The organism is Microbacterium pratiae (assembly GCF_047302165.1).
In the GTDB taxonomy this organism is placed as follows: domain Bacteria; phylum Actinomycetota; class Actinomycetes; order Actinomycetales; family Microbacteriaceae; genus Microbacterium.
Genome location: NZ_CP154843.1, coordinates 1,631,606 through 1,657,811 on the forward strand (window position 1 = coordinate 1,631,606; position 26,206 = coordinate 1,657,811).

A 26,206-nucleotide genomic window follows, 5' to 3' on the forward strand; every position below is an offset into this window, starting at 1 on the left:
ACGGTCGGCGGCATCCCTCTTGCACCGAAGGTGGCTTGTCATGCCCGCTGAGCGCCCACGCGCCCGTTTCCTGACCATCGCGACGACGGCGACGCTCGCCGCGGGAGCTCTCTCGCTCGCGCTCGCGGCTCCCGCGCTCGCAGCGCCCAGCGCTCTCGCGCCCACGGCCGCCGGCTCGGCGGCCGGCTCGCTCGTCGTGACCGAGATCGCGCCCGACAACGTCGGCGTCGACGACTACGAGTTCTTCGAGGTGCACAATCGCGGCACCGCAGACCTCGACCTGGCGGCCGCGGGCGTCTCGTTCGCCTACACGTACATCGACGGTGCGGATCGCTCGCGCGACGTGCCGCTCGCGGTGACGGACCCGGTCGTGATCCCCGCCGGGGGAACCGTGGTGTTCTGGCTGAGCTACACGTCGGGGAGCGTCGACTCCTTCGCCCGCTCGATCGACGACTTCCGGTCGCACTGGGGTGCCGGCGCCGACACCACGGTGGTGCGCGCGACGGGGCAGGCGGGGATGGCCAACAGTGCGCCCCGCGGCATCCGCATCCTCCAGAACGACGAGACCGTCGGGTGGTCGACGTACGGACGCACCGCGACTGCGGCCGGACAGTCGGCGCACTTCCGCCTTCCCGCCGAGCGGGTCGACGGCGGCACGGACATCCTCGAAGAGCCGGCCCCGGCCACCCCCGGCATCGTGGCACCCGAAGCAGTCACCCCGCCCGGAGGGGAGGGCCCCGGAGAGCAGCCCGGGTTCGACCCGAAGCCCGACCCGAGCGTCGTCACCGCGCCGCTGCAGATCACCGAGCTGCTGCCTGACTCGGCCAACGTCGCCGGATCCGACGCCTTCGAGTTCATCGAGGTGTACAACGCCTCGAGCGACCCGATCGACTTCTCCGACTACACGATCGACTACCTCTACCCCGTCGAGGGCTCGTCGAGCGTCTGGCCGGCCGTGCCCGGAGACGTCGTGATCGGCGGCGGTGAGACGCTCGTCCTCTGGATCAAGAACGGCGCCAACGACGCCCTGACCGCCGCCGATTTCAACGCCCACTTCGATTCGCGGCTCGTGCCGGGGGAGGACCTCGTCGAGATCTCCTCGGCCGGCATGGCGAACGGGTCGGCTCGCGGCATCGCCATCGAGACCAACAGCGGCCGTCACATCAGCACCGCGCTGTACAACCTCGACGGTGCCGACGACACCGTCGCCGACCAGGGCATCCGATACACCGTCGGTGACGACCTCGCGACGCAGCGCATCGTCGATCTCGCGCCGGCGACACCCGGCGCCGTTCAGGCGGACCAGGTGCCCGGCGGTCTCATGATCGTCGCACCCGACACGCAGGCGCCGACGATCGTCGACCGCACAGCCGCCGAGATCGAGCCGGGGACCGACTTCGCCATCACTGCTGCCGTGGCCGACGATGTGCTGGCGCGGACCGTGACGCTCGAGCTCGCCAACGACGTCGACACCGCCCCGGCGCGGATCAACCTCCTCGACGCGGGCGACGGATCGGTGACCTTCACCGTCAACGCCGCCGACCTCATCGGCAAGAGCTGGTACGAGTACACGATCACCGCGAGTGACGGCACCAACTCGACGAGCACGACGCCGCGGCGCGTTCCCGTGGCCGGCGTCGACACGAGCCCGGTCCGGCTCAACCTCGAGGACGGCCGGTTCGTCTCGGGGACGACCGAGATCGTCGCCGCCGGCGACACCTACCCGAGCCCGATCGAGCTGACGATCGACGGGACGACCGTCGAGACCGAGCCCGCCCTCGAGGACGAACCGCGTTTCGTGTTCGACACGACGAACGTCAACTACTACTTCAAGAACGGCGTACGCATCGGCGACGACGTCCTCAACATCTTCGAGATCGGCACGCAGGGGTGGGAGACGATCGTCACCCCCGTGCCGCTCGAGTACGTCGTGCGCGGCGATGAGCTCGTCGTGAGCGTCTGGGCGGGGACGAAGAAGGCGCCCGAGATCGACCTCGCCGAGAACAACGACGACTTCGAGATCCGGGGTCTGCGGCTCGTCCTGCCCGACGGGCGGACGCTCACCCCCGTCGGCTACGACGACCCCGCGGCCGTCCTGCGGATGGGAGACAGTGTCACCGAGGCGGGCGCCCCGACGGGCAAGCTCGACTTCTACGAGGCCCGTTTCGCTCTGCCCGACGACGCTTTCGCCGCGCTGTCGGCCCCGTGGGACACGACCGCCCGCGCCGACGGTGCCGCCGTCGTAGCGGCCACCGACGGTGACACGACTCTCTCGCGGACCGTGACGGTCGACAACAGCGCTCCCGTGGTCACCTCGCAGATCGTCGACGGCACCGCGTATCAGGGGCCGATCCTCATCGACGCCGAGGTCGCCGACGCGGGGTCGGGCGTCGCGAGCACCGTCGCCCGACTCGACGGCGTCGAGATCACGCTGCCCTATGAGACGTCATCCGTCGATCTCGCGGCCGGCGATCACCGGGTGGAGATCACCGCGACCGATCACGTCGGCAACACCGACACCTGGACGGCGACGTTCACGACCTACGACGAGCAGCCGAGCGCCGGCGTGCTCGCGCCGGCGGAGGGGGCCGAGGTGCCCGCCGGAGACGTGACCCTGCAGGCGAAGGTCGAGGATCCGACGGGCGACGTGCTCGACGTGAGCTTCCTCGAGGGACGCCGGCTCGATCTGTCCGACGGTGACGTGACCGCGCGGTCCGGTACCGTGCACGACGCCCGAGCGATCGATCGCGCCGAGGCCGAGGCGCTGACCGCGGACGATCTGCGCACGCTCGCAGCCGTCGACGGGGTCGCGGAGGAGATCACGAGCGACCGGGCGTTCCCGTACCAGTCGTTCGACGTCGCAGTCACCGATGCCGACGCCGGGTCCGATGTCCGCTCGACCTGGTCGGGTCACGCCGATGCCGGAGCGACCGTCATCCTCTATGCGCAGCGCGCGGACGGGTCGGGATGGGATGAGGTCGACCGTCACGTGAGCGCGTCCGACGACGAGTCGTTCTCGCTCGACGCCGTCGTCGCCGTCGACGACTACGCCTTCGCGTCCTCGGACGACACGGGACGGGTCGTGCGGATGCTCGTCCAGCACTCGGAGGGTTTCGCGGGCGAGGATCGGTCCGACCGGACGACTCCGGTCACCCCGCACAACGCCGCCGATGTGCCGCGCAGCGACTACGACTTCACCCTGGCGTGGGAGTCGGACACCCAGTATTACAACGAGAACACGCTGCCCGGAGAGCCGTACCGTCACCAGCAGGCGATCCACTCGTATCTGCTCGATCGGCGCGATGACCTGAACCTGCAGTACCTCTTCCACACCGGCGACATCATCGACGACTACGACGTGATGGAGCAGTGGGACCGGGCCGACCCCGAGTACCGCCGCCTCGACGAGGCCGGGCTGCCCTACGGGGTGCTGGCCGGCAACCACGATGTGGGCCACCACCTGGAGGACTACACCAACTACGGCGCGTACTTCGGCGAGGACCGCTACGCCGACAACCCCTGGTACGGCGGCAGTTTCGAGGACAACCGGGGTCACTACGACCTCATCTCGGCGGGCGGCATCGACTTCCTGATGCTGTACACCGGATGGCTCCCCGGTGACGCGTCGATCGCCTGGATGAACGAGGTGCTCGCGCAGTACCCCGACCGCGTCGCGATCATCGCGCAGCACGAGTTCATCCTCACCACGGGCGGCCTCGGGGCGATCCCGCAGCGGGTCATGGACGAGGTCGTCGCGACCAACCCCAACGTCCGCATGGTCTTCTCGGGTCACTACCACGACGCGTTCCTGCGCGAAGACGGATTCGACGACGACGGTGACGGCGTCCTGGACCGCACCGTGTACTCGATGCTGTTCGACTACCAGGGCCTCCCTGAGGGCGGCCTCGGGTTCCTCCGGCTCCTGCACTTCGACAACGAGGGCCGCCAGATGCTCGTGCGCACCTACTCGCCCTCGCTCGACGTCTACAACTCCGATGAGCCGAGCCTGCTCGGCCCGGCGGGGGCGGGCGACTACTCGCAGCAGGAGTTCGCGCTGACGTACGACCAGCTGCGCATCGAGCCCGGCGCGCGCACCCTCGGCACCGATGCCTTCTCGGCGGAGGTTCTCGGCGGCACCGAGATCGCGACCTTCACGGATGTCGCGAGCGGATCGATCCTCTCCGCCGCCTGGCCGCTCGCGGAGGAGGGCGAGCGCGGGTGGTACGTCCGGACGAGCGATCCGTTCGGGGCCGTCGACGACTCGCGGGTGTCGCTGTTCACGGTCATCGCCGCGGCCGAGCCCGAGAACCCCGGCGACGGCTCGGGCGGAGGGTCCGACCCGGGCGCGGGAGGCGGCACGGGCGGCGGTGACACCGGCGGCGACGCGGGCGGTGCTCCGTCCGGCGACACCGGCGCGGCCGACCCCGAGGCGGCGGGCGCGGCTGCCGGAACCGGCTCGCGTCGCGATCTCGCTGCCACCGGCGGCGATGCCTCGACGACCGCGACGGTGACCGGGATCGCGCTCGCACTCCTGACGGGCGGGGCGCTCCTCACGGCGATCCGTCGGCGCACGCGTCGCCGCGGACGAGTCTGAACCGCACCCCGCGGCTCAGTCGGCGGTCGGGTCTTCGGACCCGACCGCCACGTTCCATTCGGGCAGGGGATCGGGGAGCCCTCGCCAGGCCGTCGGGCCGGACGACAGCTCCGCGTCGTCGAGCACGGCGGCATCCAGGACGTGCCGAACGGCGGCGGTGTTGAGGTCGATGCCCGTCAGGGCGATGTCCTGGCCGACGTCGTCCAGCCCGTGGCCCGCCTCGATCGGGTCGATCCACATGGCCGAACCGGCCTGCTCCCACCGGGCGGGGATGGCGGCTCGCGTCGCCAGACGGCAGACCCCGACCGACCGCACGACGAGTCCGCACGAGCCGGAATCGAGCAGATCGAGAGCCAGCACGAGCCGGCCGGGGTGGAACGGCCGCAGCTGCTCGTAGCGCATCGTGGCGACGCGCCGATCGGTGAGGAACGGATCGTGCTCGCCGTTGAGAGCGCGCGTCCATCCGGCGCGGTCGCCCGCATCCCGCAGGGGGAGCGTGGTGCCGAATCCGAGCGCGGAGAGGTCGTCGGCGACGCCGCGGCTGAGCCGGATGCGGGCGGTCGGCGCCAGGTGCGACGCGAGCGCCATGAGGATCGAGAGGTCGGTTGTCGGCATCCTCTCCCAGTTCACGATCACGACGGCGCTCGCCGCCTCGATCAGCTGCGCCGCCAGCCGAGCGCGTGCACCGACGTCGGCCCGGGCGTCGCCGTGCGGAACGGCCCGACGCAGGGGAGCGTCGTCGCGCAGGTCGTCGATCGCGTGGCGGGCATCGAGGACGCACAGCGACGGCGTGTCGTGCAGGGTGGCGTGGACCTGCGCGGGATCTGCGTCGCTGGGCAGATCGATGACGCGGAGCGAACGGGTGCGGGCGGTCGCGACGCTCAGGCGCGCGTAGCGGCGGCGTTCGGCGCTGCAGACGCCGGTGACGGCGAGGTGAGTGGTCACGGTGTTCTCTCCGGCTCGGGTTGTGGCGGTCGGTCCTCCACCGTACCTTGTTGTTGATAACAGTTATCAATAGGAGGTCACCGTGAAGGTTCGCGCATCCATCAAGTCGCTGAAGAACCAGCCCGGCGCGCAGGTCGTGCGTCGCCGAGGCCGCGTCTACGTCATCAACAAGCTCAACCCGCGCTTCAAGGGGCGCCAGGGCTGAGATGCGGGTCCCTGCCATGCGCCGTCGATCGACGCAACATGTGCCCCGCGTCGTCCGTGCACGGTTAGCGTGAGCGGCATGAGCACTCCCGCTGAGCGAGCCCAGACCCTGTCCGACCTCCACGCCGCGCCTGAGATCCTGCGGGTGGTGAACGTGTGGGACGTCGTGTCCGCCGAAGCGGTCCTCGCCCTGCCCGAGACCCGCGCGATCGCTACGGCCGGACACTCGATCGCCGCATCCTTCGGATACGAGGACGGCACCGACATCCCGCTCGAGATCGTCCTCGACATGGTCGGTCGCATCGTCTCGGTGGCGGGGGACGTGCCGGTGTCGGCCGACCTCGACGCCGGATTCGGCGACCCCGGCGAGACGACGCGACGCGCCATCGGGGTCGGCATCGTGGGTGCGAACGTGGAGGACCGCCTGCAGCCGCTCGCCGACTCGGTCCGCGCGGTCGAGGCCATTGTCCGCGCGGGCGAGGCCGAAGGCGTCCCCTTCGCCCTCAACGCCCGAACCGACGCCTTCGTGCGCGCGGGCGACCGCTCGACGGAGGAGTCGATCGCCGACGCGATCGAGCGCGGACGCGCCTATCTCGACGCCGGTGCCGATGTGGTCTTCGTCCCGGGCATCCTCGACGCCGACATCACCCGGCGCCTCGTCGACGGACTCGGCGAGCGCAAGCTCAGCGTGATCGGGCTGCCGGGCGCGCTGACGGCGAGGGAGTACGAGGACCTCGGGGTCGCCCGCATCTCCTACGGGCCGACGACGCAGCGTGTGGCGCTCACGGCGCTGCAGGACGTCGCCCAGCAGCTATACGCGAACGGGGTCATCCCGCCGTCGACGCGTCCTCTGAACTGAGCGGAGCGGATGCCGACGCGCCCCGGCCCCGGAGGGGCGGCGTGCGTCGGCATCCTCCGGCTCAGGCCAGGGCGGCCCGGAGGCCTTCGGCGAAGGACGTCGTCGGCCGTCCGATGAGCCGCGAGAGGGTGTGGTCGTCGACGTCGAGGACGCCCTCACGGATGCCGGTGTCGATCCCCGCGACGAACTGAGCGGTTCCGGCGTCCAGTCCGGCCCCCTCGAGCGCGGTGACATGGTCGTCCGTCGAGAGGCGGACGTACGCCACATCGCGACCGAGAACCTCGGCTGCCGCGGCGGCGACGGCGTCGTAGCCGATGCGGGTGTCGCCGGCGAACTCGTAGACCTCACCGAGGTGACCGTCCTCGAGGAGGACCACCGCTGCTCCCTCGGCGAAGTCGGCACGCGAGGCCGGTGCGATGAGGCCGTCGCCGACCGACGCCGCGATGACGCCGCTCTCGGCTGCGCGCTGCACGTCGGCCACGTAGTTCTCGATGTACCAGTTGTTGCGCACCACGACGGCCGGAACGCCGCTCGCGACGATCGCCTCCTCGGTCGCCTTGTGCTCGGCGCCGAGCGCCCACTCGAAGGTCGTCGCCTTCGGCGCGCTCGTGTACACGAGCTTCGCGACGCCCGCCGCAGCTGCGGCGTCGATGACGTTCTTGTGCCCTGCGAATCGCTTGCCCGGCTCCGACGCCGAGATCAGAAGGACGCTGTCGACGTCGGCGAGGGCTTCGCGCAGCGAGGCCGGGTCGTCGTAGTCGACGCGCGCGGTGCGCACGCCCCGGTCGGCGAGGTCGGCGAGCTTCGAGAGGTCGCGCGCCCCGGCGACGATGGTTTCGGGTGCGGCGCCGCGGGTGAGCAGGGCGTCGACGACGAGGTGGCCGAGCTGTCCGCTCGCGCCGGTGATGAGGATGGTCATCGGTGATCCTTTCGATCGGGTGTTGCTGTCGTCAACCCACTTCGGGCGGGTCAGCATTCCAGCTGAGGGGTACCCACTTTTCGGTAAGCTACCTACATGGCAGTGAGTTTCGCGGAGATCCGGGCGACATCCGATCAGGTTTTCACCGAGAACTGTCCGACGCGAGTGGTGCTCGACCATGTGATGAGCAAGTGGGGCGTGCTGGTGCTGCTGGCCCTCACCGACGGCACCGCCCGATGGGGTGAACTCCGACGTGCTGTCGCGGGCATCAGCGAGAAGATGCTCGCCTCTACGCTGCGGACCCTCGAGGCCGACGGCATCGTCCGCCGGACCGCGTACCCCGAGGTGCCGCCCCGCGTCGAGTACGCGCTGACTGACCGGGGCGACGAGCTGATGGAGCGGATGATGCCGCTCATGGAGTGGATCGCGGCTCACGCCGGAGAGATCGTCGAGCGCGTCGACTGAATGCTGGGTATCTGATGCGAACCCTGTCGCCGATCGCGGTAACGATATATCGTCAGGTATCGCTAACGTATCGACGACCGGGAGGTCAGCATGAGCGGAACATTCCCCACCGGCGGTTTCGGCGGCCGTGACAACATCTTCGGCGGTCGCGGCGGATTCAACGTCTCCGACCTCGGGAACAACGTGTTCGAAGCGTTCGACCAGCTGAAGTCGACGTTCGAGCAGAAGGTGAACACGCGGGTCGGACGCGGCGACGTCCGTGCAGCGGTGCTCGCCCTCCTTGCCGAGCAGCCCATGCACGGCTATCAGATCATCCACGAGATCGAAGAGCGCAGCGGCGGGTCATGGAAGCCCAGCGCGGGTTCGGTGTACCCGACGCTCCAGCTGCTCGCCGACGAGGGTCTCGTGAGCGCCGAGGAGTCCAACGGTCGCAAGACCTACTCGCTCACCGAGGCCGGCCGTGCAGCGGCCGGCGAGGCCGGCGAGAAGTCCGCGCCGTGGGAGGGGGCGGGGCGCGACCACAGTCGTGTCACCGCGCTGCCCAAGGCCGGCGTCGAGCTCGCGCAGGCCGCCGCCCAGGTCGGCCGCAGCGGATCGCCCGAGCAGGTCCAGCAGGCCGTCGAGATCCTCGACGACGCCCGTCGCAAGCTGTACGCCCTGCTCGCGCAGGCCTGACGCGGGTGGCCTCGGCCGACCCGCATCGCGTCGCATCGCCCGGTGCCCTCGGGGCGCCGGGTGATGCGCGCGCACGTGCGCGCTATCGCCGCATCCTGAGGTTCGCCGCGCGCGCACTCGTGCAGTCGTGGTGGTTCGAGATCGTCCTGCCGCGGTTCGGTCTCGAGCGCCTCGCGGAACGGGGGCGGACCGCGCGGCTGCGTCGACTGGCGCGTCGCTTCCACGCGCTCGCTGTCGAGCTGGGCGGACTCATGATCAAGGTCGGGCAGTTCATGTCGTCCCGGCTCGACGTCCTGCCCCCGGAGATCACGACCGAGCTCGCCGGGCTGCAGGACGAGGTGCCGCCGGTGCCGTTCGAGCAGATCCGTGCCGCGGCGGAGGCGGAGCTCGGGATGCCGCTGCGCGACGCCTATGCGTCGTTCGACGAGCAGCCGGTAGCCGCCGCATCGCTCGGTCAGGCGCATCGCGCCCGGCTGACACCCGAGCAGGCCGCCGATGCGGGTTTCGCCGATGTCATCGTGAAGGTGCAGCGACCCGGCATCCAGACGATCGTCGACGTCGATCTCGCGGCGCTGCGGCGGATCGCGCGCTGGCTCCGCCGCATCCGCCTCGTCTCGCGACGCGCGGACATGCCCGCGCTCGTCGAGGAGTTCGCCGTCACGAGTCTCGAGGAGATCGACTACCGGCACGAGGCGGCGAACGCCGAGCGCTTCCGCGAGAAGTTCGCCGACAACCCCCGGGTCGCGGTCCCGGAGATCGCGTGGGAACGATCGACGTCGCGCGTCCTGACCCTCGCCGACGTCACCGCGATCAAGGTGACGGATGTCGAGTCCCTGCGGGCCGCGGGCATCGATCCGCACGAGGTGGCGAGCGTATTCGCCTCCGTGATGTTCGACCAGTTCTTCGGATTCGGCTTCTTCCATGCCGATCCCCACCCCGGGAACGTGTTCGTCACGCCCGTCCCGTCCGACCAGCGCCGCGACGGCCGACCGGACTGGCTGCTCACGTTCATCGACTTCGGGATGATGGGCGACATCTCGCCGTCGACGCGGGAGGCTCTGCGGACGGTGCTCGTCGCGGCGGCGGCCCGGGACGGCCGAGGACTCGTCGCCGGAATCTCGCAGGTGGGCGCACTTCTGCCGTCCGCCGACGTCCGCGAGCTCGAGCGCGCGATGACCCAGCTGTTCGCGCGCTTCGGCGGCATGGGATTCGCAGAGCTGAAGCAGGTCGATCCGCGCGAGTTCCGTGACTTCGCGGGGGAGTTCGGCGAGCTCGCCCGAGCGCTGCCGTTCCAGTTGCCCGAGAACTTCCTGCTCGTCATCCGGGCCGCCTCGCTCACGTCGGGCGTGTGCACCTCGATCGATCCCGCGTTCAACCTCTGGGATGCGGTGGAGCCGTACGCAGGTCGACTCCTGCGCGAGGAACGCGGCGATCTCATGCGCGATGTAGCCCGCCGGGCCATGGGTCTCGCCGACGTCACGATGCGTCTGCCGCAGCGGCTCGACGGTCTCATCACGCATCTCGAGGACGGCAACCTCGGTTTCGACAGCGGCCGGCTCGAACGACGGATGTCGCGCCTAGAACGACTGGGACGTCGGGCGGTCTCGGGCATCCTCTTCGCGGGCCTGCTCGTCGGGGGCGTGCTCCTGCGTCCCGACGACGAGACCCTCGGGACCGTGCTCATGGGACTGTCGGCGGTGCCGTTGCTGCACGTTCTGCTGGCGGGAGTGCTCGGCCCCCGCGACTGACGGCTCGGTAGCCTGGAGGAATGCCCCTCGAGACCTCGGGAACGGGTGCGCGCGAACAGCTCGCGGCCCTCGCCGCGCGTGCCGGCCGGCCGGGATCCGGTGCCGGTCCGACCGCTGCGGTCGAGGCGGTGCCCGGCACGCGGGCGGCCGCCGTGCTCGTGCTCTTCGGCGTCCTGGACGACCGGCCGAGCGATCACACGCCCGAGGCCGCGCTCTCGCGCGATCTCGATGTCCTGCTGCTCTCGCGCGCGGCGACCCTCAGGTCGCATCCGGGACAGGTGGCGCTGCCGGGCGGTCGCGTCGATCCGGGCGACGCCGACGTGATCGCCGCGGCCTTGCGCGAGGCGCGTGAGGAGACGGGGCTCGATACCGACGGGGTGGACGTGCTCGGTGCCCTCTCGCCGGTGCCCCTCGAGTACTCCCGCCATCTCGTGACGCCCGTCTTGGCGTGGTGGCGCCGTCCGTCTCCCGTGCGCGTGGTCGACGTGGCCGAGTCCGCAGCCGTGTTCCGGGCACCGGTCGCCGACCTGCTGGCGCCCGCGAATCGCGGTGTCACGGTCCTTCGCCGCGACGGCGCCGAGTGGCGGGGACCGGGGTTCCTCGTGCGGCAGGAGGCCGGAGACTTCCTCGTCTGGGGATTCACCGCGATGCTGCTCGACGGCCTGTTCACCGAACTCGGCTGGACGCAGCAGTGGGACGCCGATCGGGAGCTCCCGCTGCCGCCGCAGTGACGCTCGCGGACGCGCCCCTCAGAAGCGCCAGATCACCGGCACGTAGAACACGGCCGCGAGCAGGAAGAGCACGGTGAGGGGGAGCCCGAGCCGCCAGTAGTCGCCGAACCGATAGCCGCCGGGCGCCATCACCATGAGGTTGACGGGCGTCGCGACGGGAGTGAGGAACGAGGTCGCGCCCACGACGGTGAGCGCCATGAGGAACGGCAGTGCGCTGACGTCGAGGGTCACGGCGATCGACGTCGCGACCGGCGCGACGATCAGGACGGTGGCGACGTTCGAGATGAACTGTCCGAGCACGATCACCACGACGCAGACCACGATGAGGGCGAGGTGCGGGTCGGCCTGTCCGACGACCGCGAGGAGGGCGTCGGCCACGACATCCGCGGCCCCGGTCTCGAGGAACGCCACCGACAGGGGGATCATGCCGGCGATCAGCACGAGAGTCGTCCACGAGATCCCCTGATACAGGTCGGGAAGCCTCACGACCCGCAGCACGATGAGGGCCCCGGCAGCGAGGAGCCCGGCGACGGCGGGGGGAACCACGCCGGTGGCCAGCAGGACGACCATGACAGCGGTGACGGCGAGTGTGCGTCGGGACCCGCGGTGCAGCCGGGTCCGCCGCGGGGTGCGGATGGCTCCGGTGCGCACGGCTTCGGGTACGAGCGAGAGGGTCTCGGCCTCGCGCTCCGTGTGGCGGTCGGGTGCGGCCCCGGGCCCGTGATGCGGCAGCAGCCGAGGCCCGAGGGTCACGACGATCGCGATCGTGGCCGCGACCAGCGGGAGCCCGACGAGCGCGAACTCGAAGAAGCCGAAGGGGCGGCCCGCCTCGGTGTCGGCCAGCTCCGACACCACGACGTTCACCGGTGTCCCGGTCAGGGTGAGCAGCGACGCCGATGAAGCGACGAAGGCCATCGGCAGCATGAGCTGGGACGGCGGCAGTCCCGACCGTCGGGCGACCACGGCGGCGACGGGGATGAGCGCGGCGACGGCGCCGTTGATGCTGATGAGCGCGGTGAGGATCGCCACGATCCCGCCGACCCAGATCAGGATCCGGCTGCGCCGCCTGCCGGCCCGCGCGATGATCACGGCGCCCACCATGCGCGTGATGCCGCTCGTCTCGAGAGCTGTCGCGACGATGAACAGGCTGGCGATGAACAACACCGTCGGATCGCCGAAACCGGCGAAGGCCTGGGGGAGCGTGAGCACCCCCGTCGCCCACAGCGCCAGCGCCACGCCGACGGCGACGACCTCGAGCGGCACCCGCGCCGACAGGAACGCGAGGATCGCGGCGGCGAGGATCAGGAAGGTCGCGACGATCGGGTCCACCCTGTCACGCTACCCGGCGGTCGTCGCGACGCGTTCGGCCGCGATCTCCTCCCCTGGGGGGAGGCGGAGACACGCGTCCGACGAGAAGCTGGAGGAGTGAGTTCCCCCATCGATACGCGTAACGCTCTTTCCTCCCCCCTATCGCGGCGACGCGGTCCGGCCGTCGCCGCGATCGCCACGGCGGCCGTCGCCGCGCTCGCCGCCTGCTCCGCCGAGCCTGCGTCGGAGCAGGTTTCCGCCTCGCCGTCGGTCCCGGTAGAGATCCCGGCCACCCCCGTCGGCGAGCAGTCGCGGTGGGTGATGGACGAGATCAACGGAGACGAGCAGACGGATGTCGCCGAGATCGAGGCGCATTTCGACGCCGCGGCCCTGCAACAGCTCACGGCAGCCGACCTGCAGGAGGTCTTCGGCCAGATGCAGGCCGCGGCCCCCTGGACGGCGGTCGCGTACGAGGGTGCGGAGAACCAGGCCCGTGTGACCATCGAATCCGCAGAGGTGACCTACGACATGTCGATCTCGGTCACGCCCGACGCTCTCATCGAGATGCTGTTCTTCGGTATGCCCGAGCCCGAGCGGACCCCCGCGGCTTCATGGGACGAGCTCACGCAGCAGATCGACGACGCCGCCTTCACCGCCGGCGTGCAGGTGCGCGAGGTCGACGGTGAGGTGCTCTACGAGGGCGGCGACCCGGGCGCCGGGCCGATCGGTTCGATCTTCAAGCTGTGGGTGCTCGGCGCCGTCGTCGACGCCGTCGCGGAGGAACGGCTGAGCTGGGACGACGAGCTGGTCGTCGACGCCACCGTGCGGAGCCTGCCGAGCGGGGAGCTCCAGGACCGCCCCGACGGCACCACGGTGACCGTGCGCGAGGCCGCCGACAAGATGATCGCCATCAGCGACAACACCGCGACCGACATGCTCATCCGCGCCGTCGGCCGGGATGCCGTCGAGGCGGCGATGCTCGCGATGGGGCATTCCGACCCCGACGCGAACACGCCGCTCCCGACGACGCGGGAGCTGTTCTGGCTCCTGTTCGGCGACACCGAGCTGCGGGAGCTGTGGAGCGGGGCGTCGGGCGATGCCGACGCACGTCGCTCCGTGCTGGAGAGGCTGCCGGCAGGCGTCCCCGATCTTGCTGCCGCGTCGACCGCGCAGCCGGGATGGCGCGATGGGATCGACTGGTTCGCGACGCCCGACGATCTGGCGGCCGCCCACGTCGCCCTCCAGGAGCGGGCGACGACGGAGGCGGGCGCTCCGGTGCGAGAGATCCTGTCGGTCAATCCCGGCCTCGATTTCGGCGACGCGTGGACCTACGTCGGGTTCAAGGGCGGCAGCTCGATCGGCGTGCTGGCCGGATCGTGGTACCTCGAGCGAGAGGACGGTGCTCCCGTCGTCATCACGGTGCTCGCTCGTGCCGACGATGCCGCGACGCTGGCCAATCCCGCCGCCGCGCTCGGGTGGGCGCAGGACGCCGCCGCTCTCGTCGCAGGCCCGTAGCCTGGAACGATGAAGCGCTCCACGGGCACCGGCATCCCTTCTCGTCCGGCGCGGACGGGGGCCCTGCCGGCGACGCTGCTGGTGTCGACGCTGCTGCTGTCCGCGTGCACCGGTCCGGCCGATCCCCGCCCGTCCGACCCTGCGACGCCGGTTCCGAGCGCGACGCCGACGCCGACCGCGGAGACCGCACCGGCCTGGTGGCGTCCGGCCGCGAGCCCTGTCGACGTCGTCACCCAGCTCGAGGTGCCGTGGTCGGTCGTCGTCCTCGCCGACGGCACGCAGCTCGTGAGTCAGCGTGACGACGGGGCGGTCCTCGAGGTGGATGCCGAGGGGGCGGTGCGGGTCGCGGGTGAGATCGACCTGACGGCGGCCGTCGGCGAGGGAGGCCTGCTCGGCATCGCCGTGCGCGAGACGGACGACGACGCCCTCCTCTACGCCTACGTGACGACGGCGGACGACAACCGTGTCGTCCGGATGCGGCTCGACGGCGAGGCGGGCGATCGCCGCCTCGGGAGCGTAGAGGTCGTCATCGTCGGCATCCCGCGCGATCGTGTCCACAACGGCGGCCGCATCGCGTTCGGGCCGGACGGCATGCTCTATGTCGCCACGGGGGACGCCGGACGGCCCGAGTCCGCACAGGACCCCGCCTCGCTGGCCGGCAAGATCCTGCGGCTGACGCCGGAGGGCGAGCCCGCGTCGGACAACCCCTTCGGAACCGCCGTGTACTCCCTCGGCCACCGCAATGTGCAGGGTCTCGCGTGGACGCAGGACGGAACCCTGTGGGCGAGCGAGTTCGGGCAGGACCGCTTCGACGAGCTGAACCGCATCGACGCGGGCGGCAACTACGGCTGGCCGGAGGTGGAGGGGATGTCGGACGACGACCGCTTCACCAGCCCGCTGGTCGCGTGGACGCCGGAGGAGGCGAGCCCGAGCGGGATCGCGGCGCGCGGGAGCACCCTCTTCGTCGCGGGCCTGCGCGGTGAGCGGGTGTGGCAGATCGATGTCGACGGGGGAGCGGTCGTGGGCGAGCCGGTGGCGCTCTGGGAAGGCGAGCTGGGCCGGGTCCGCGACGCGGTCGTGGCCGGCGACGACCTCTGGCTCCTCACGAACAACACCGATGGCCGGGGGAACGCCGCAGCCGGCGACGACCGGCTGATGCGGGTTCCGCTGGCGTCAGGGGAGTGAGCGATCTTGATAGCGTTCACGGAGGACGATCGCAGACAGGGGACCCCATGACGGAACGCGTGACGTGGCTGCTGGTCGACGGCGAGAACATCGACGCGACGCTCGGTCAGTCGATCCTCGGACGTCGTCCGCTGCCGGATGAGCGCCCCCGTTGGGACCGCCTCCTGCAGTTCGTCGACGATCAGTGGCAGCAGCCCGCCCGAGGCCTGTTCTTCCTCAACGCCAGCAACCACCTGCCGATGTCGTTCGTCCAGGCGCTGCTGGCGCTCGACTACAAGCCGGTGCCGCTGTCGGGCGACGCCGACGAGAAGGTCGTCGACATCGCCATCCAGCGGACGCTCGCCGCCCTGAAGGACCGTCAGGACGACGTCGTCCTCGTCAGCCACGATCGGGATTTCGTCGCCGAGGTAGCGGCGCTCACGGGGCCGGACCGGCGTGTCGGCGTGCTCGCGTTCTCGGAGTTCCGCAGCAGCGAGCTCACGGCGATCCCGGGTGTCGAGTTCTTCGATCTCGAGTACGACGCCCACGCCTTCGACGCGCCGCTGCCGCGCGTCCGCGTCATCCCGATCGACTCGTTCGACCCCCGGGAGTTCCTGGGCTGAACGCCCCCGGCTCGCGCGGCTCGCCTCGGCGGCCGTTGGCGATACAACCGTCGGATCGGCGGTGCTGGTGTCGCATCGAGCCGCTGCCGCGACGACACCAGCCCCACCCGTCCGACGAATGTATCGCCCGGTCAGAGGCTGCGGATGTGCTTGATGTTCGACTTCGCGGTCTCGAGCACGGCGCCGATGCCGCCGGCATCCTTCGCGCCGAGCACCATCTTCGCCATGGACATCCCGAAGCCGGCGACCTGCTCCGCCGTGATCGACGCCGGCATCGACAGCGCATCGGGGTCGGTGACGATGTCGACGATGGACGGTCCGCGGTGGGCGAGGGCGGCGGAGGCCGCGGCCTCGAGGTCGGCGGGGTCGGTCACCCGCTGCGCGTGGAACCCGAGCGCCCGCCCGACGGCGGCGAAGTCGACCATCGGCACATCGACGCCGAAGTCGGGGAAGCCCGCGACCAGCATCTCGGCCTTGACCATTCCGAGCGTCGAGTTGTTGAAGACGAAGACGTTCAGCGGCAGGTCGTATGCCGCGACCGTGATGAGCTCGCCCAGGAGCATGGAGAGTCCGCCGTCGCCCGCGATCGCGATGACCTGACGGTCGGGGTAGGCGATCTGCGCACCGAAGGCGTGCGGGAGGGCGTTGGCCATCGACCCGTGACGCCAGGATGCCAGCAGGCGTCGGTCGGGCCCAGGAGTGACATAGCGGGCCTGCCATACGTTGCCCATCCCCGTGTCGGCGGTGAAGACGGCGTCGGATGCCGCGACCCGGTCGATCACCGACATGGCGCGTTCGGGGTGGATCGGCTGGGCATCCGAGTCGGTGTAGGTCGCGACGGAGTCCTTCATGGCTTTCCGGTACCGCTTCAGCGTGTGCTCGAGGAAGGCGTCGTCGGTCTTGGCCCTCGTCCGTGATCGCAGCGCCGCCAGGGTGAGCCCGACGTCGCCGTGCACGGGATGCGTAACTCCCGCCCGGCGGCCGAGCCGCTGAGCGTCGACGTCGATCTGCGCGATGACCGTCTTCGCGCCGTCCGGGAGGAACTGGTCGTACGGGAAGTCGGTGCCCACCATCAGGAGGAGGTCGACCTCGTGCATCGCGTGGTCGATGGCGCCGTAGCCGAGCAGACCCGACATGCCGACATCGAAGCGGTTGTCGTACTGGATCCACTGCTTTCCGCGCAGCGAGTGCCCCATCGGCGCCTTGAGATGCTCGGCGAACGCGATCACCTCGTCGCGCGCGTCGCGCACTCCCTCGCCGGCGAAGATCGCGATCTTCTCGGCCTTATCGATCGCGGCGGCGAGGTCGACGATGCTCCGCTCGTCGGGTGCCAGGCGGCCCGGCCGGGCGGCGACGAACGGCGGGAACTCGCCCGTCGAGTGCAGCTCGGCCAGGTCGCCGGGAAGGACGATCACCGACACCGACGACCCCGCGGTCGCGTGACGGATCGCCGAGTTCACCACGCGCGGCGACTGCTGGGGGGTGAGGATCATCTCGCAGTAGTCGCTGCACTCGGTGAACAGCCGCTCGGGGTGCGTCTCCTGGAAGTATCCCGATCCGATCTGCAGGCTCGGGATGTGGCTGGCGATCGCCAGCACCGGCACACCCGATCGCTGCGCGTCGAAGAGTCCGTTGATGAGGTGCAGGTTGCCGGGGCCGCAGCTTCCCGCGCACACCGCCAGCTCGCCGGTGAGCTCGGCGTCCGCCGCGGCGGCGAAGGCCGCGGCCTCCTCGTGGCGGACGTGGATCCAGTCGATCCCGCCTTCGGCTGCGCCACCGGTTCGTCGCACCGCGTCGACGATCGGGTTCAGCGAGTCGCCGACGATGCCGTAGATCCGCTTCACCCCCGCATCCATCAGTTGAGCGACGATCTGTTCGGCGACGTTCTGCGGCACGAGGGCTCCTTCTGCTGAGGCTGTCCGGACACCCTCAGTCTTCTCCCGCAGCCTGTGCGCGTGCCAGGGGTTGCGAATGGCCCGCCTGAGCGACAGCGGGCCGGGACGTCACCCCTTGAGGTCGGGGAAGTCGGACTCGCGCCATTCCGTCGTCACGCGTTCGTCGGCATCCGCCGCCGCGACTTCGCGTTCACGCAGCTCGACCCGGCGGATCTTGCCCGAGATCGTCTTCGGCAGCTCGAAGAACTCGACGCGGCGCACGCGCATGTACGGCGGCATGTGCTCGCGCGCGTGAGCGAGGATCGCACGCGCGGTCTCGGCGGACGCCTCCCAGGATGCCGCGAGCGCCACATACGCCTTCACGATGTTGAGCCGCACGGCGTCCGGGGCCCCGACGACCCCCGCCTCGGCGACGGCGGGGTGGGTCAGGAGGATCGACTCGACCTCGAAGGGCGAGACCTTGAAGTCGCTGGCTTTGAACACATCGTCGGTGCGCCCGACGAAGGTGAGCTGTCCGTCGCTGTCGCGGACGGCGACATCGCTCGTGTGGTAATAACCGTCGTGGTCGACCTGGGCCGTGCGCTCGGGCTCGCCGAGATAGCCCGGCATGAGGTTGAGCGGCCGCGTCGGCGCGGTCGGGAGGCAGATCTCGCCCTCGTCGCCGATGCGTCCGGTGAGGGGATCGATCAGCACGATGTCGTTGCCCGGGAGGGGGCGTCCCATCGCGCCGGGCTTCACCGCGACGCCGGGAGTGTTGCCGATCACCGCGGTCAGTTCGGTCTGCCCGTACCCGTCGCGGATCTGCAGTCCCCACCAGCGCTGGATCGTGTCGATCACCTCGGGGTTCAGGGGCTCGCCGGCCGACAGCAGCTCGCGCAGCGCGCGGGGCCGCTTCTCGAGATCGGCTTGAATCAGCATCCGCCAGACCGTCGGCGGCGCGCAGAAGGTGTTCACGGCGTTGCGGTCGAGCTGCTCGACCAGGCGAGCGGCGTCGAAGCGGGCGTAGTTGTAGACGAAGATGGTCGCCTCGGCGATCCACGGCGCGAAGAAGAGGCTCCACGCGTGCTTGCCCCATCCGGGAGCACTGATCGTCATGTGCACGTCGCCGGGCCGTATCCCGATCCAGTACGTGGTCGACAGATGACCCACCGGGTAGCTCACGTGGGTGTGCACGACCATCTTCGGACGCGAGGTGGTGCCGGAGGTGAAGTAGACGATGGCGGGGTCGTCCGAGGCGACGACGATCCCGGGCGCGGTGTCGGGGGCGGTCGCCGCCTCGCCGAAAGCGTGCCACCCCGTGCGCTCGCCGCCCACGACGATGCGTTCGAAGCCGCCTGCGATCCCGTCGAACTTGGCGGCGTCGACCGGGTCGGCGAGGACGGCTCGGATGTCGGCACGCTCGACGCGCTCGAGGAGGTCGTCGGTTCCCAGCACGACGGAGGTCGGCAGGATGACGGCGCCGATCTTGAGGATGGCCAGCATCGCCTCCCACAGCTCGACCCGGTTGCCGAGCATGAGCATGACGGCATCCCCGTGCCCGACTCCCCGGTCGGTGAGCCAGTTGGCGACGCGGTTCGAGCGCCGTCGCATCTCGTCGTACGTGACCCGTGTCTCGCTGCCGTCCTCGTCGACGACATGCAGCGCGACGCGGTCGTTGCCGGCCGCGATCGCGTCGAACCAGTCGACGGCCCAGTTGAAATGATCGCCGACGTCGGGCCAGGTGAACCCGGTGTGGGCCGCCTCGGGGGAGTGCGCGTTGTCGAGCAGGAAGTCGCGGGCGGCGCGGAATGCGGCCGTCGCCGCCGTCGCATCGGGAGAAGACATGGGCCTCGGATCTGTTCTCTCGTCCGGAGCAGGCGCGGCGGACGCCTTCCGAGTCTAGGAAGGAGCGGATGCTGGGCGAAGCATGGGATGCGCCGGGTCAGCGCGAAGCGATCACCCGCGAACCGGCGTCTTCGACGAGCAGCGCCTGATCGTCTCGCAGCGGGAGGAGCGCGAAATCCGGTCCGTAGGTGTCGACGGTGCGGCGGATCAGCTCGGGCGGGTAGGGCGGCAGCGCTCCGTCGGCGTGCGGGATCACCGTCACGTCGACCAGGCTGAGACCCTCGTGGCTCGTGAGGGCGGGACCGTCGGCGGGATCGTCCATGAGCGACGCGGGTGTCACGTCGGGCCCGGCCACGATCGATCCCGCGCTGAGCCCGATGTACGGCAGTCCGCGTCTGACATGGTCGATGAGGACCCGGTCGTTGCCGGAGAGGCGCAGGGCCTCGAGCAGCGCGAACGTGCTCCCGCCCGCGACATAGACGGCCCCCGCGTCGGAGAGCAGGTGCGCGAAGTCCCCCGCCCCGGTACTGCGCAGCGTGACGTCGACCACCGCGCGGCCGCCCGAGCGCACCGCTTCGCGCTCGGCGGCGACGAAGGGGGCGTCGCGGAACGCTGCCTGCGCGTCGTCGACGTAGACGATGGGGCCGGGACGGTCGCCGTCGTCGAGGAACGGGCGCAGCGCGCCGGGGTGCAGGGAGAGGAGGAGCAGTCGCACGCGCTCCAGGCTATCGAGGGCGATGGACATCGCCGTCGCCGGGGAGGATGGAGGCATGATCCGTGCGTCCGTCCCCGCCTTCCTGCTCGACGCCGTGCTCGTGGTGGCGTTCGCGGCGACCGGGCGGGCGAGCCACGACTCCGATGTGCTCGCGGGGCTGTGGACCACCTCGTGGCCGTTCCTCGCCGCCCTGCTGGTGGGCTGGGTGTTCGCGCGGGCATGGCGCTCGCCGGTCCGGATCGTGCCGACGGGTCTCGTCGTCTGGGGCGCGACGGTCGTCGGCGGGATGCTGCTCCGCGCGGTGTCGGGGCAGGGGACGGCGCTGCCGTTCGTGATCGTGGCGACGCTGACCCTGCTCGCGCTTCTCGTGGGATGGCGGCTGATCGCCCGCGGCATCCGTTCGCTTCGCTCGCGTCGCGTCGAGCATCCTGGCAGCCGGGATGTCGCTCCCCGCGCGTAACCTGTCGGGCATGCGCCGCCCCACCCCCGACCCCGTCGGCCCCGGACAGGAATCCGTCTGGGACTACCCGCGCCCGCCCCGCCTCGAGCGCGTCCGCGCACGCGTGACGATCGAGTTCGCCGCCGTGACGATCGTCGACACCGACGACGTCGTCCGGGTGCTCGAGACGAGCCACCCGCCCGTCTACTACCTGCCGGCCTCGGCTTTCGTGCCCGGCGCGCTCGTTCCGGCTGCGGGCAGCTCGTTCTGCGAGTTCAAGGGCGCCGCCGAGTACTTCGACGTCGTGCGGGGCGCCGCGGTCGATCAGCGCGCCGCGTGGGGCTACCCCGACCCGTCACCGGGCTACGAGGAGCTCGTCGGGCGCGTGGCCGTGTATGCGGGCGGGATGGACCGGTGCACGGTCGACGGCGAGGTCGTCGTTCCGCAGCCCGGCGGCTTCTACGGCGGCTGGGTGACGTCAAACCTCGCGGGCCCGTTCAAGGGCGTCCCCGGTTCGATGGGGTGGTGAACCGCTCGAACGGGCCCGCGTAGGGTGACTCTGCGTCCGGATCAGCGCTCGGCGCGGGCGAGGTTCGCGCGCAGCTCGTCGGCGTTCTGCCGCACGACGTAGGCGGGCTGGTCGCGCTCGACGCGCCAGCTGTCTGCGAGCGATCCGATGTCGACGGTGTCGAAGCCGAACTCGTCGTAGAGCGCCGTGACGTGCGCAACGGCATCCGGGTGGTCGCTGGCGGTCGCGAGGGCCCGGCGGCCCGGGGTTCCGGCGGGCGCGCCGTCGGTGTTGATGTCGGCGGCGGGGATGTGGTTGAACGCCTTCACGACCTTCGCGTCGGCGAAGTGGCGCTGGGCCATCTCAGCGGTCGTGGTGCGCTTCTCCTCGAGCTCCGCGATGCGGCCGTCGCGCTCCCAGTAGTAGTTGTTCGTGTCGAGCACGATCTTGCCCGCGAGCGGTTCGGCGGGGACGTCCTCGAGCGCCTTGAGCGGCACCGTGACGACGGCCCAGTCGGCCGCTTCTGCCGCCTCCTGGGCGGTCGCGGCCCGGGCGCGGTCGCCGAGCTCGGCGACGAGTTCGTCGAGCGTCTCCGGCCCGCGCGAGTTGGCGATCACGACGTCGTAGCCGCGTGCGACGAGCCCCTCAGCGAGAGCGCTTCCGATGTGTCCTGCTCCGATGATTCCCACAGTGGTCATGGGGGAGTGAACGGAATGGACCCGCGCCGGCATTCCCGTCCGCGGCGGATCGAGGTCAGAGGATCTGACCGATGGGCTCGCGCTTCTCCGCCTGGAACCGGTCTTCGGTGCGTCCGCGGGCCCAATAGCCCGAGAGCGATACCCTGCCGCGGTCGAGCCCGTGCTCGTCGAAGAGCACGCGCCGCAGGGCCTTCATCGATTCGCGTTCACCGTGTGCGAAGACCTGTACGTCGCCCTCCGGCCAGTCGTACTGCCGCACGACGGCGGCGAGAGCCTCGGCGTCGTGGGTCGGGTCGACGACCCACTCCACCTCGACGCCGGCCGGAGCCTCGAGCGGCAGGATCGCGTCGTCGGACTCCACCTCGATGAACGCGTGTCCGACCGCATCCGACGGCAGCGTCTCGAGCGCCGCGGCGATGGCCGGAACGGCGGAGAGATCGCCCGCGAAGAGGTGCCAGTCGGCCGTGGCATCGGGGGCGTAACCGCCGCCCGGTCCCATCAGCTCGATCCGGTCGCCCACCCGCGCGCGGGCCGCCCACGGTCCGGCGAGGCCCTCGTCGCCGTGGACCACGAAATCGATCGAGAGGGTGCCCGCGACGGCATCCACCCGTCGGACCGTGTACGTCCGCGTCACCGGCGCGGACTCGGGCGCGGGCGTCGTGAACTTCAGCTTCACGTACTTGTCGGTCTCGGGCCGGTTCTGGAACGCGGCGAAGCCCTCACCGCCGAGCGTCACCCGAACCAGATCTGCGGAGAGACGTTCGGTTCCGACGACCTCGAGCTCGATGCTCGGGCGAGGAGTGGTGCGTGAAGAGAGGGCCACCTCACCCACGGTACCCGGGGTGCCGCGGGTCAGGCGAAGCGCACCCAGTTCGCCCCCGCGCCGGTCTCGGCCTGCCCGAGCAGGGTCAGCTCGGCGCCGTCGACGGCGTAGAGCGAGACCGTGCGCGACTTCTCACCCGCCGCGACCAGGCGGTCGCCGGCGGGGGAGAGGACGAAACCGCGCGGCTGCGGCTCGGTGGGGATGAAGGAGGCGACGTCCTGCACCGTGCCGTCCGCGCTGACGGGCGCGGCGCCCAGGGTGCTCGTCGAGCGCTCCGAGATCCAGAGGAATCGTTCGTCTGCGCCGAAGTGGATGTCGGCACCCCAGACGGCGTGGTTCGCGACGGGGTCGCCGCCGATCTCGCCCCGGACGAGCCCGGCAGCGGGGTCGACCGCATTGGCCCGCGAGCTCAGCTCCAGGGCGCCCGTCTGACGATCGCGCGCGTAGTGCAGCACCTCGCCGGAGTATTCGGTCATGACGTACACGGCGTCCTCGGCGCTGTTCAGGACGAGGTGGCGGGGGCCGCTGCCGGCGGGGGCTGTGGCGGTACCCGAACCGACCGGAGCCAGCGACAGGTCGTCGCCGAGCGCGAACTGCCCCACGAGGTCGTCGCCGAGCGAGACGAAGTAGGTGAATCGGCCGTCGGACGACGGCAGCACCGAGTGCAGCTTGGCGAACTCGACCCGACCGGTCGGCTCGCTGATCGTGCCGTCGACGATCGGCGCGACGAAGCCGTAGTCGCCGCCGTACGACGCGGCGAGCAGGGCTGTGCCGCCGCGGGCCAGCGCGATGTAGCTGACGGAACCGTCCGGGAGCGCGAAGCGCGAGAGGGGGGTGAGCTCGCCCGTGGCGCGATCGAGCGTGAGCGTGACGATCGCAGCCGGCTCGTCCGAGGACGCGCCCTTGACTCCGGCGTAGACGAGGTCGCGCTCGCGGTCGATCGCGAAGGTGCCGGTTCCGGTGAGGCCTTCGGCGACGGAGAGTCGTTCGAGGGCGTCGCCGTCGAGACGGAACACGCTGATGCTGCTGTCACCTGCGTTGGCGACCAGGACGAGAGAGGAATCAGTCACGTCACGAGCCTAGCTCCGCGGCCCGAGACCGACGCGGCGGGAGAGCCCGCCGGGGACTGATAAACTCGACGACGGAAGTGTGTCCGAGCGGCCTAAGGAGCATGGCTGGAATCCATGTAGGCGGGGTAACTCGCCTCGCAGGTTCAAATCCTGTCACTTCCGCCAGAACGAAAGGCGTCACTCCGCGAGGGTGGCGCCTTTCGTCATTCCAGGATGCCGTCCCAGACCCGCCCGCCCTCGGCGATGCGCTGCGACGCATCGAGCCGGGCCGCAGGAGTGCCGGGCTTGCGGAGCGCCTGCGCGTGGATGCACGTCGCGAATTGCGCGGTGAAGTCTCGACGCGGATGCCGCTCCGTGACGGCCCGCAGGGTGTCGGCATCCCACAGCTCCGGCGCGACCCCCGAGACGTCGAGGCTCGTGGCGACTTCGAGCAGATGGCCCTCGGGATCGAGCGCCGGGTCGACGCTCAGCCACATGTGACGCTCGATGACCTCACGCACCCGCTCGCGTCGTTCCACCGGCCAGCCCGCTCCCGCCGCGAACAGCCACCCCGCGGCCCCGCCGGCCGATTCGAAAGCCATCTCGTGAGCGTCGAAGGCCGGGGTGACGCCGAGGTCGTGGAGCATCGCCGCGACGAACAGCAGCTCGGGATCGTGCTCGAGCTCCAACGCCTCCGCGCGCAGCCGTGCCCAGGCCCACGACCGGATGCCGTGGTCGACGAGCGCCGGCGAGGACCATCGACTCACCGCTTCGAGGGCGAGCGCGGCGACGGGCGTCGGCGGGGTGAGGAGCTGGTCGAGGTCGCGGTTCATACGCTCATTCTGCGGTGACGCGGCGGCCGTCACCGGGGCGGCGCCGACTCCGGCAGGCATCAGATCTAGCGTGTCCCGAATGCGACGACGAGACGGACCGGACCGTTGTCACGGAGGGTCATATGGCCCCGACCACCCCGAATCGGGTTTAGCGTCGGTGGGTCGCCATCGCGACGTCATCCCCTCAGGAGCACCACCATGAGTTCTGCCACCTCGAAGAACGCCGCCCCGGTGAAGCGCAAGAAGCCCTTCTACCGCTCGTTCGGCTTCCAGATCACGATCGCCCTCGTCGCGGGCGTCCTCCTCGGCCTGCTGGCACGTCAGCTCGGGCCCGACGGGGAGGGCAACCCGAACGGGCTCGCCGCGACGCTGTCGACGATCGGCAGCGGTTATGTCACGCTGCTGCGCACGGCCGTCGTGCCGCTCATCTTCCTCGCGATCGTCGCCTCGATCACGCAGCTGCGCAACGTTACGAACGCCGCACGTCTGGCGGGCCAGACGCTGCTGTGGTTCGGGATCACCGCGCTCATCGCCGTGACGATCGGCATCGTGCTGGGGGTCACCATCCAGCCCGGCGCGCGCGTCGACGCCGGCGAGCTCACGCCGAACGTCCCCTCGAGCGTCGGCTCGTGGTGGAGCTTCCTGACGGGGCTCATCCCGCAGAACTTCCTCGGTCTGTCCGTGTCGACCTCGATCAACCCCGAGACGGGCGCCGCGAGCTCGAGCGTCGGGTACAACGTGCTCCAGATCATCGTGATCTCGGTCGCCATCGGCATCGCCGCGCTCAAGCTCGGCAAGCGCGCCGAGGCGTTCGTGTCGTTCACCGAGTCGGCGCTGAAGGTTGTCCAGCGGGTGCTCTGGTGGATCATCCGCATCGCCCCGATCGGCACGCTCGGTCTCATCGGATCCGCCGTCGTCACCTACGGCTGGGAGAAGCTCACGACGCTGCTCTGGTTCGCCGTCGCGATCTACATCGGTCTGGCCCTCGTGCTGTTCGTGGTGTACCCCGTGCTGCTGAAGACCCACGGCCTGTCGATCCGGCAGTACTTCTCGGGCGTCTGGCCCGCAGTGCAGCTCGCGTTCGTGTCGCGCTCGTCGATCGGCACCCTGCCGCTCACGCAGCGGGTCACCGAGCGCAACCTCGGCGTCCCGCGCGAGTACGCCTCGTTCGCCGTGCCGTTCGGTGCGACGACGAAGATGGACGGCTGCGCCGCGATCTACCCGGCGATCGCCGCGATCTTCGTCGCGCAGTTCTTCGGCCTCGAGCTGAACGCGGTGCAGTACCTGCTCATCGTCGTCGTTTCCGTGGTCGGATCCGCGGCCACGGCCGGCACCACGGGAGCAACCGTCATGCTGACGCTGACCCTGACGACCCTGGGCCTGCCCCTCGAGGGCGTCGGTCTGCTGCTCGCGATCGACCCGATCCTCGACATGGGCCGCACGGCCGTCAACGTCGCGGGCCAGGCGCTCGTGCCGACCATCGTGGCCAAGCGCGAGGGCATCCTCGATCGCGAGCTGTACGACGCCGAGCGCTCGGGCGACCCGTTCGCCGACGACAGCGCCGACGAGCTGGAGGCCCCGGCGCGCGTCTGACGCTCCCGCGCACCCGAATGGGGCGCACTTCCCGGCATCCGGCGCAGCTTCATCTGCGACCCACGTCGGGAAGTGCGCC

Annotated in this window: 23 protein-coding genes and 1 tRNA gene; 14 read left to right on the top strand and 10 right to left on the bottom strand. The window is 70.6% G+C overall.

The window, feature by feature from the left end:
* Positions 1 to 40: 40 nt before the first annotated feature.
* A complete protein-coding gene (locus tag AA0Y20_RS07635; protein ID WP_412938506.1) occupies positions 41 to 4,594 on the top strand; it encodes a lamin tail domain-containing protein in 4,554 nt (1,517 codons plus the stop codon).
* Positions 4,595 to 4,609: 15 nt separating this feature from the next.
* Here the strand turns inward: AA0Y20_RS07635 and AA0Y20_RS07640 are convergent, their stop codons facing one another.
* Entirely contained in the window at positions 4,610 to 5,539 is a 930-nt protein-coding gene (locus AA0Y20_RS07640; RefSeq protein WP_412938508.1) for a GTP-binding protein, read from the bottom strand.
* 82 nt (positions 5,540 to 5,621) lie between these two features.
* Here AA0Y20_RS07640 and ykgO point away from each other — a divergent pair, with 82 nt between their 5' ends.
* Together ykgO and AA0Y20_RS07650 are read left to right on the top strand one after the other, a co-directional pair.
* Positions 5,622 to 5,744, top strand: coding sequence for a type B 50S ribosomal protein L36 (gene ykgO / locus AA0Y20_RS07645; RefSeq protein WP_023951906.1), 123 nt, complete (start codon positions 5,622 to 5,624; stop codon positions 5,742 to 5,744).
* 78 nt (positions 5,745 to 5,822) lie between these two features.
* Positions 5,823 to 6,602, top strand: a complete 780-nt coding sequence (locus tag AA0Y20_RS07650; RefSeq protein ID WP_412938509.1) for an isocitrate lyase/PEP mutase family protein — start codon at positions 5,823 to 5,825, stop codon at positions 6,600 to 6,602.
* A gap of 61 nt (positions 6,603 to 6,663) precedes the next feature.
* Here AA0Y20_RS07650 and AA0Y20_RS07655 read toward each other — a convergent pair whose 3' ends face one another.
* A complete protein-coding gene (locus tag AA0Y20_RS07655; protein ID WP_412938510.1) occupies positions 6,664 to 7,521 on the bottom strand; it encodes an SDR family oxidoreductase in 858 nt (285 codons plus the stop codon).
* Positions 7,522 to 7,617: 96 nt separating this feature from the next.
* Here AA0Y20_RS07655 and AA0Y20_RS07660 point away from each other — a divergent pair, with 96 nt between their 5' ends.
* The 4 genes from AA0Y20_RS07660 to AA0Y20_RS07675 all read left to right on the top strand — a co-directional run bounded on the left by AA0Y20_RS07660 (position 7,618) and on the right by AA0Y20_RS07675 (position 11,140).
* The gene (locus tag AA0Y20_RS07660; protein WP_412938512.1) at positions 7,618 to 7,986 is read left to right on the top strand and encodes a winged helix-turn-helix transcriptional regulator; all 369 of its coding nucleotides are present in this window, start codon (positions 7,618 to 7,620) and stop codon (positions 7,984 to 7,986) included.
* Positions 7,987 to 8,076: 90 nt separating this feature from the next.
* The gene (locus tag AA0Y20_RS07665) at positions 8,077 to 8,661 is read left to right on the top strand and encodes a PadR family transcriptional regulator (protein ID WP_413332414.1); all 585 of its coding nucleotides are present in this window, start codon (positions 8,077 to 8,079) and stop codon (positions 8,659 to 8,661) included.
* Positions 8,662 to 8,666: 5 nt separating this feature from the next.
* On the top strand, positions 8,667 to 10,409 hold the full coding sequence (locus AA0Y20_RS07670; RefSeq protein WP_412938514.1) for an ABC1 kinase family protein: 1,743 nt from the start codon (positions 8,667 to 8,669) through the stop codon (positions 10,407 to 10,409).
* Between the two features lie 20 nt (positions 10,410 to 10,429).
* The gene (locus AA0Y20_RS07675) at positions 10,430 to 11,140 is read left to right on the top strand and encodes an NUDIX hydrolase (protein ID WP_412938515.1); all 711 of its coding nucleotides are present in this window, start codon (positions 10,430 to 10,432) and stop codon (positions 11,138 to 11,140) included.
* An 18-nt stretch (positions 11,141 to 11,158) separates the two neighbouring features.
* Here the strand turns inward: AA0Y20_RS07675 and AA0Y20_RS07680 are convergent, their stop codons facing one another.
* Positions 11,159 to 12,469, bottom strand: a complete 1,311-nt coding sequence (locus AA0Y20_RS07680; protein ID WP_412938516.1) for an SLC13 family permease — start codon at positions 12,467 to 12,469, stop codon at positions 11,159 to 11,161.
* Between the two features lie 96 nt (positions 12,470 to 12,565).
* Between AA0Y20_RS07680 and AA0Y20_RS07685 the strand changes: the two genes are divergently transcribed.
* From AA0Y20_RS07685 to AA0Y20_RS07695, 3 genes are read left to right on the top strand one after another with little or no spacing between them, the layout of a single operon-like run.
* A complete protein-coding gene (locus tag AA0Y20_RS07685; RefSeq protein ID WP_412938517.1) occupies positions 12,566 to 13,963 on the top strand; it encodes a serine hydrolase in 1,398 nt (465 codons plus the stop codon).
* Positions 13,964 to 13,972: 9 nt separating this feature from the next.
* On the top strand, positions 13,973 to 15,148 hold the full coding sequence (locus tag AA0Y20_RS07690; RefSeq protein ID WP_412938519.1) for a PQQ-dependent sugar dehydrogenase: 1,176 nt from the start codon (positions 13,973 to 13,975) through the stop codon (positions 15,146 to 15,148).
* A gap of 47 nt (positions 15,149 to 15,195) precedes the next feature.
* The gene (locus AA0Y20_RS07695) at positions 15,196 to 15,750 is read left to right on the top strand and encodes an NYN domain-containing protein (RefSeq protein WP_412938520.1); all 555 of its coding nucleotides are present in this window, start codon (positions 15,196 to 15,198) and stop codon (positions 15,748 to 15,750) included.
* A gap of 131 nt (positions 15,751 to 15,881) precedes the next feature.
* On the opposite strand, the gene AA0Y20_RS07700 is transcribed toward AA0Y20_RS07695, so the two are convergent.
* The 3 genes from AA0Y20_RS07700 to AA0Y20_RS07710 form a co-directional block, all read right to left on the bottom strand.
* Complete coding sequence (locus AA0Y20_RS07700; protein ID WP_412938522.1) at positions 15,882 to 17,645, bottom strand: thiamine pyrophosphate-dependent enzyme; 1,764 nt, start codon at positions 17,643 to 17,645, stop codon at positions 15,882 to 15,884.
* A 108-nt stretch (positions 17,646 to 17,753) separates the two neighbouring features.
* A complete protein-coding gene (locus AA0Y20_RS07705; RefSeq protein WP_412938524.1) occupies positions 17,754 to 19,469 on the bottom strand; it encodes an AMP-binding protein in 1,716 nt (571 codons plus the stop codon).
* A gap of 97 nt (positions 19,470 to 19,566) precedes the next feature.
* Complete coding sequence (locus AA0Y20_RS07710; protein ID WP_412938525.1) at positions 19,567 to 20,184, bottom strand: Type 1 glutamine amidotransferase-like domain-containing protein; 618 nt, start codon at positions 20,182 to 20,184, stop codon at positions 19,567 to 19,569.
* Between the two features lie 55 nt (positions 20,185 to 20,239).
* Here AA0Y20_RS07710 and AA0Y20_RS07715 point away from each other — a divergent pair, with 55 nt between their 5' ends.
* Positions 20,240 to 20,644 (top strand): DUF3054 domain-containing protein, encoded by a 405-nt coding sequence (locus tag AA0Y20_RS07715; RefSeq protein WP_412938527.1) that lies wholly within the window; start codon positions 20,240 to 20,242, stop codon positions 20,642 to 20,644.
* Between the two features lie 10 nt (positions 20,645 to 20,654).
* Complete coding sequence (locus AA0Y20_RS07720; protein WP_412938528.1) at positions 20,655 to 21,152, top strand: DUF427 domain-containing protein; 498 nt, start codon at positions 20,655 to 20,657, stop codon at positions 21,150 to 21,152.
* A gap of 41 nt (positions 21,153 to 21,193) precedes the next feature.
* Here the strand turns inward: AA0Y20_RS07720 and AA0Y20_RS07725 are convergent, their stop codons facing one another.
* Genes AA0Y20_RS07725 through AA0Y20_RS07735 form a run of 3 tightly spaced genes read right to left on the bottom strand, consistent with a single transcriptional unit; the run spans position 21,194 to position 23,722 of the window.
* The gene (locus tag AA0Y20_RS07725) at positions 21,194 to 21,829 is read right to left on the bottom strand and encodes an NADPH-dependent F420 reductase (protein WP_412938529.1); all 636 of its coding nucleotides are present in this window, start codon (positions 21,827 to 21,829) and stop codon (positions 21,194 to 21,196) included.
* 55 nt (positions 21,830 to 21,884) lie between these two features.
* Positions 21,885 to 22,652, bottom strand: coding sequence for a siderophore-interacting protein (locus tag AA0Y20_RS07730; RefSeq protein WP_412938531.1), 768 nt, complete (start codon positions 22,650 to 22,652; stop codon positions 21,885 to 21,887).
* 29 nt (positions 22,653 to 22,681) lie between these two features.
* A complete protein-coding gene (locus AA0Y20_RS07735) occupies positions 22,682 to 23,722 on the bottom strand; it encodes a lactonase family protein (RefSeq protein ID WP_412938532.1) in 1,041 nt (346 codons plus the stop codon).
* A 73-nt stretch (positions 23,723 to 23,795) separates the two neighbouring features.
* Here AA0Y20_RS07735 and AA0Y20_RS07740 point away from each other — a divergent pair.
* Positions 23,796 to 23,887: transfer RNA gene (locus AA0Y20_RS07740), tRNA-Ser, on the top strand.
* 38 nt (positions 23,888 to 23,925) lie between these two features.
* Here AA0Y20_RS07740 and AA0Y20_RS07745 read toward each other — a convergent pair.
* Entirely contained in the window at positions 23,926 to 24,534 is a 609-nt protein-coding gene (locus AA0Y20_RS07745; RefSeq protein WP_412938534.1) for a cyanamide hydratase, read from the bottom strand.
* 198 nt (positions 24,535 to 24,732) lie between these two features.
* Here AA0Y20_RS07745 and AA0Y20_RS07750 point away from each other — a divergent pair, with 198 nt between their 5' ends.
* The gene (locus AA0Y20_RS07750; RefSeq protein ID WP_412938535.1) at positions 24,733 to 26,127 is read left to right on the top strand and encodes a dicarboxylate/amino acid:cation symporter; all 1,395 of its coding nucleotides are present in this window, start codon (positions 24,733 to 24,735) and stop codon (positions 26,125 to 26,127) included.
* Positions 26,128 to 26,206 lie beyond the last annotated feature (79 nt).

Coding starts and splice junctions, on each gene's coding strand:
- AA0Y20_RS07705 (WP_412938524.1), bottom strand. CDS start 19,469: ATGTCTTCTCCCGATGCGACGGCGGCGACGGCCGCATTCCGCGCCGCC.
- AA0Y20_RS07750 (WP_412938535.1), top strand. CDS start 24,733: ATGAGTTCTGCCACCTCGAAGAACGCCGCCCCGGTGAAGCGCAAGAAG.
- AA0Y20_RS07665 (WP_413332414.1), top strand. CDS start 8,077: ATGAGCGGAACATTCCCCACCGGCGGTTTCGGCGGCCGTGACAACATC.
- AA0Y20_RS07690 (WP_412938519.1), top strand. CDS start 13,973: ATGAAGCGCTCCACGGGCACCGGCATCCCTTCTCGTCCGGCGCGGACG.
- AA0Y20_RS07655 (WP_412938510.1), bottom strand. CDS start 7,521: ATGACCATCCTCATCACCGGCGCGAGCGGACAGCTCGGCCACCTCGTC.
- AA0Y20_RS07715 (WP_412938527.1), top strand. CDS start 20,240: ATGATCCGTGCGTCCGTCCCCGCCTTCCTGCTCGACGCCGTGCTCGTG.
- AA0Y20_RS07695 (WP_412938520.1), top strand. CDS start 15,196: ATGACGGAACGCGTGACGTGGCTGCTGGTCGACGGCGAGAACATCGAC.
- AA0Y20_RS07650 (WP_412938509.1), top strand. CDS start 5,823: ATGAGCACTCCCGCTGAGCGAGCCCAGACCCTGTCCGACCTCCACGCC.
- AA0Y20_RS07635 (WP_412938506.1), top strand. CDS start 41: ATGCCCGCTGAGCGCCCACGCGCCCGTTTCCTGACCATCGCGACGACG.
- AA0Y20_RS07745 (WP_412938534.1), bottom strand. CDS start 24,534: ATGAACCGCGACCTCGACCAGCTCCTCACCCCGCCGACGCCCGTCGCC.
- AA0Y20_RS07725 (WP_412938529.1), bottom strand. CDS start 21,829: ATGACCACTGTGGGAATCATCGGAGCAGGACACATCGGAAGCGCTCTC.
- AA0Y20_RS07720 (WP_412938528.1), top strand. CDS start 20,655: ATGCGCCGCCCCACCCCCGACCCCGTCGGCCCCGGACAGGAATCCGTC.
- AA0Y20_RS07660 (WP_412938512.1), top strand. CDS start 7,618: ATGGCAGTGAGTTTCGCGGAGATCCGGGCGACATCCGATCAGGTTTTC.
- AA0Y20_RS07675 (WP_412938515.1), top strand. CDS start 10,430: ATGCCCCTCGAGACCTCGGGAACGGGTGCGCGCGAACAGCTCGCGGCC.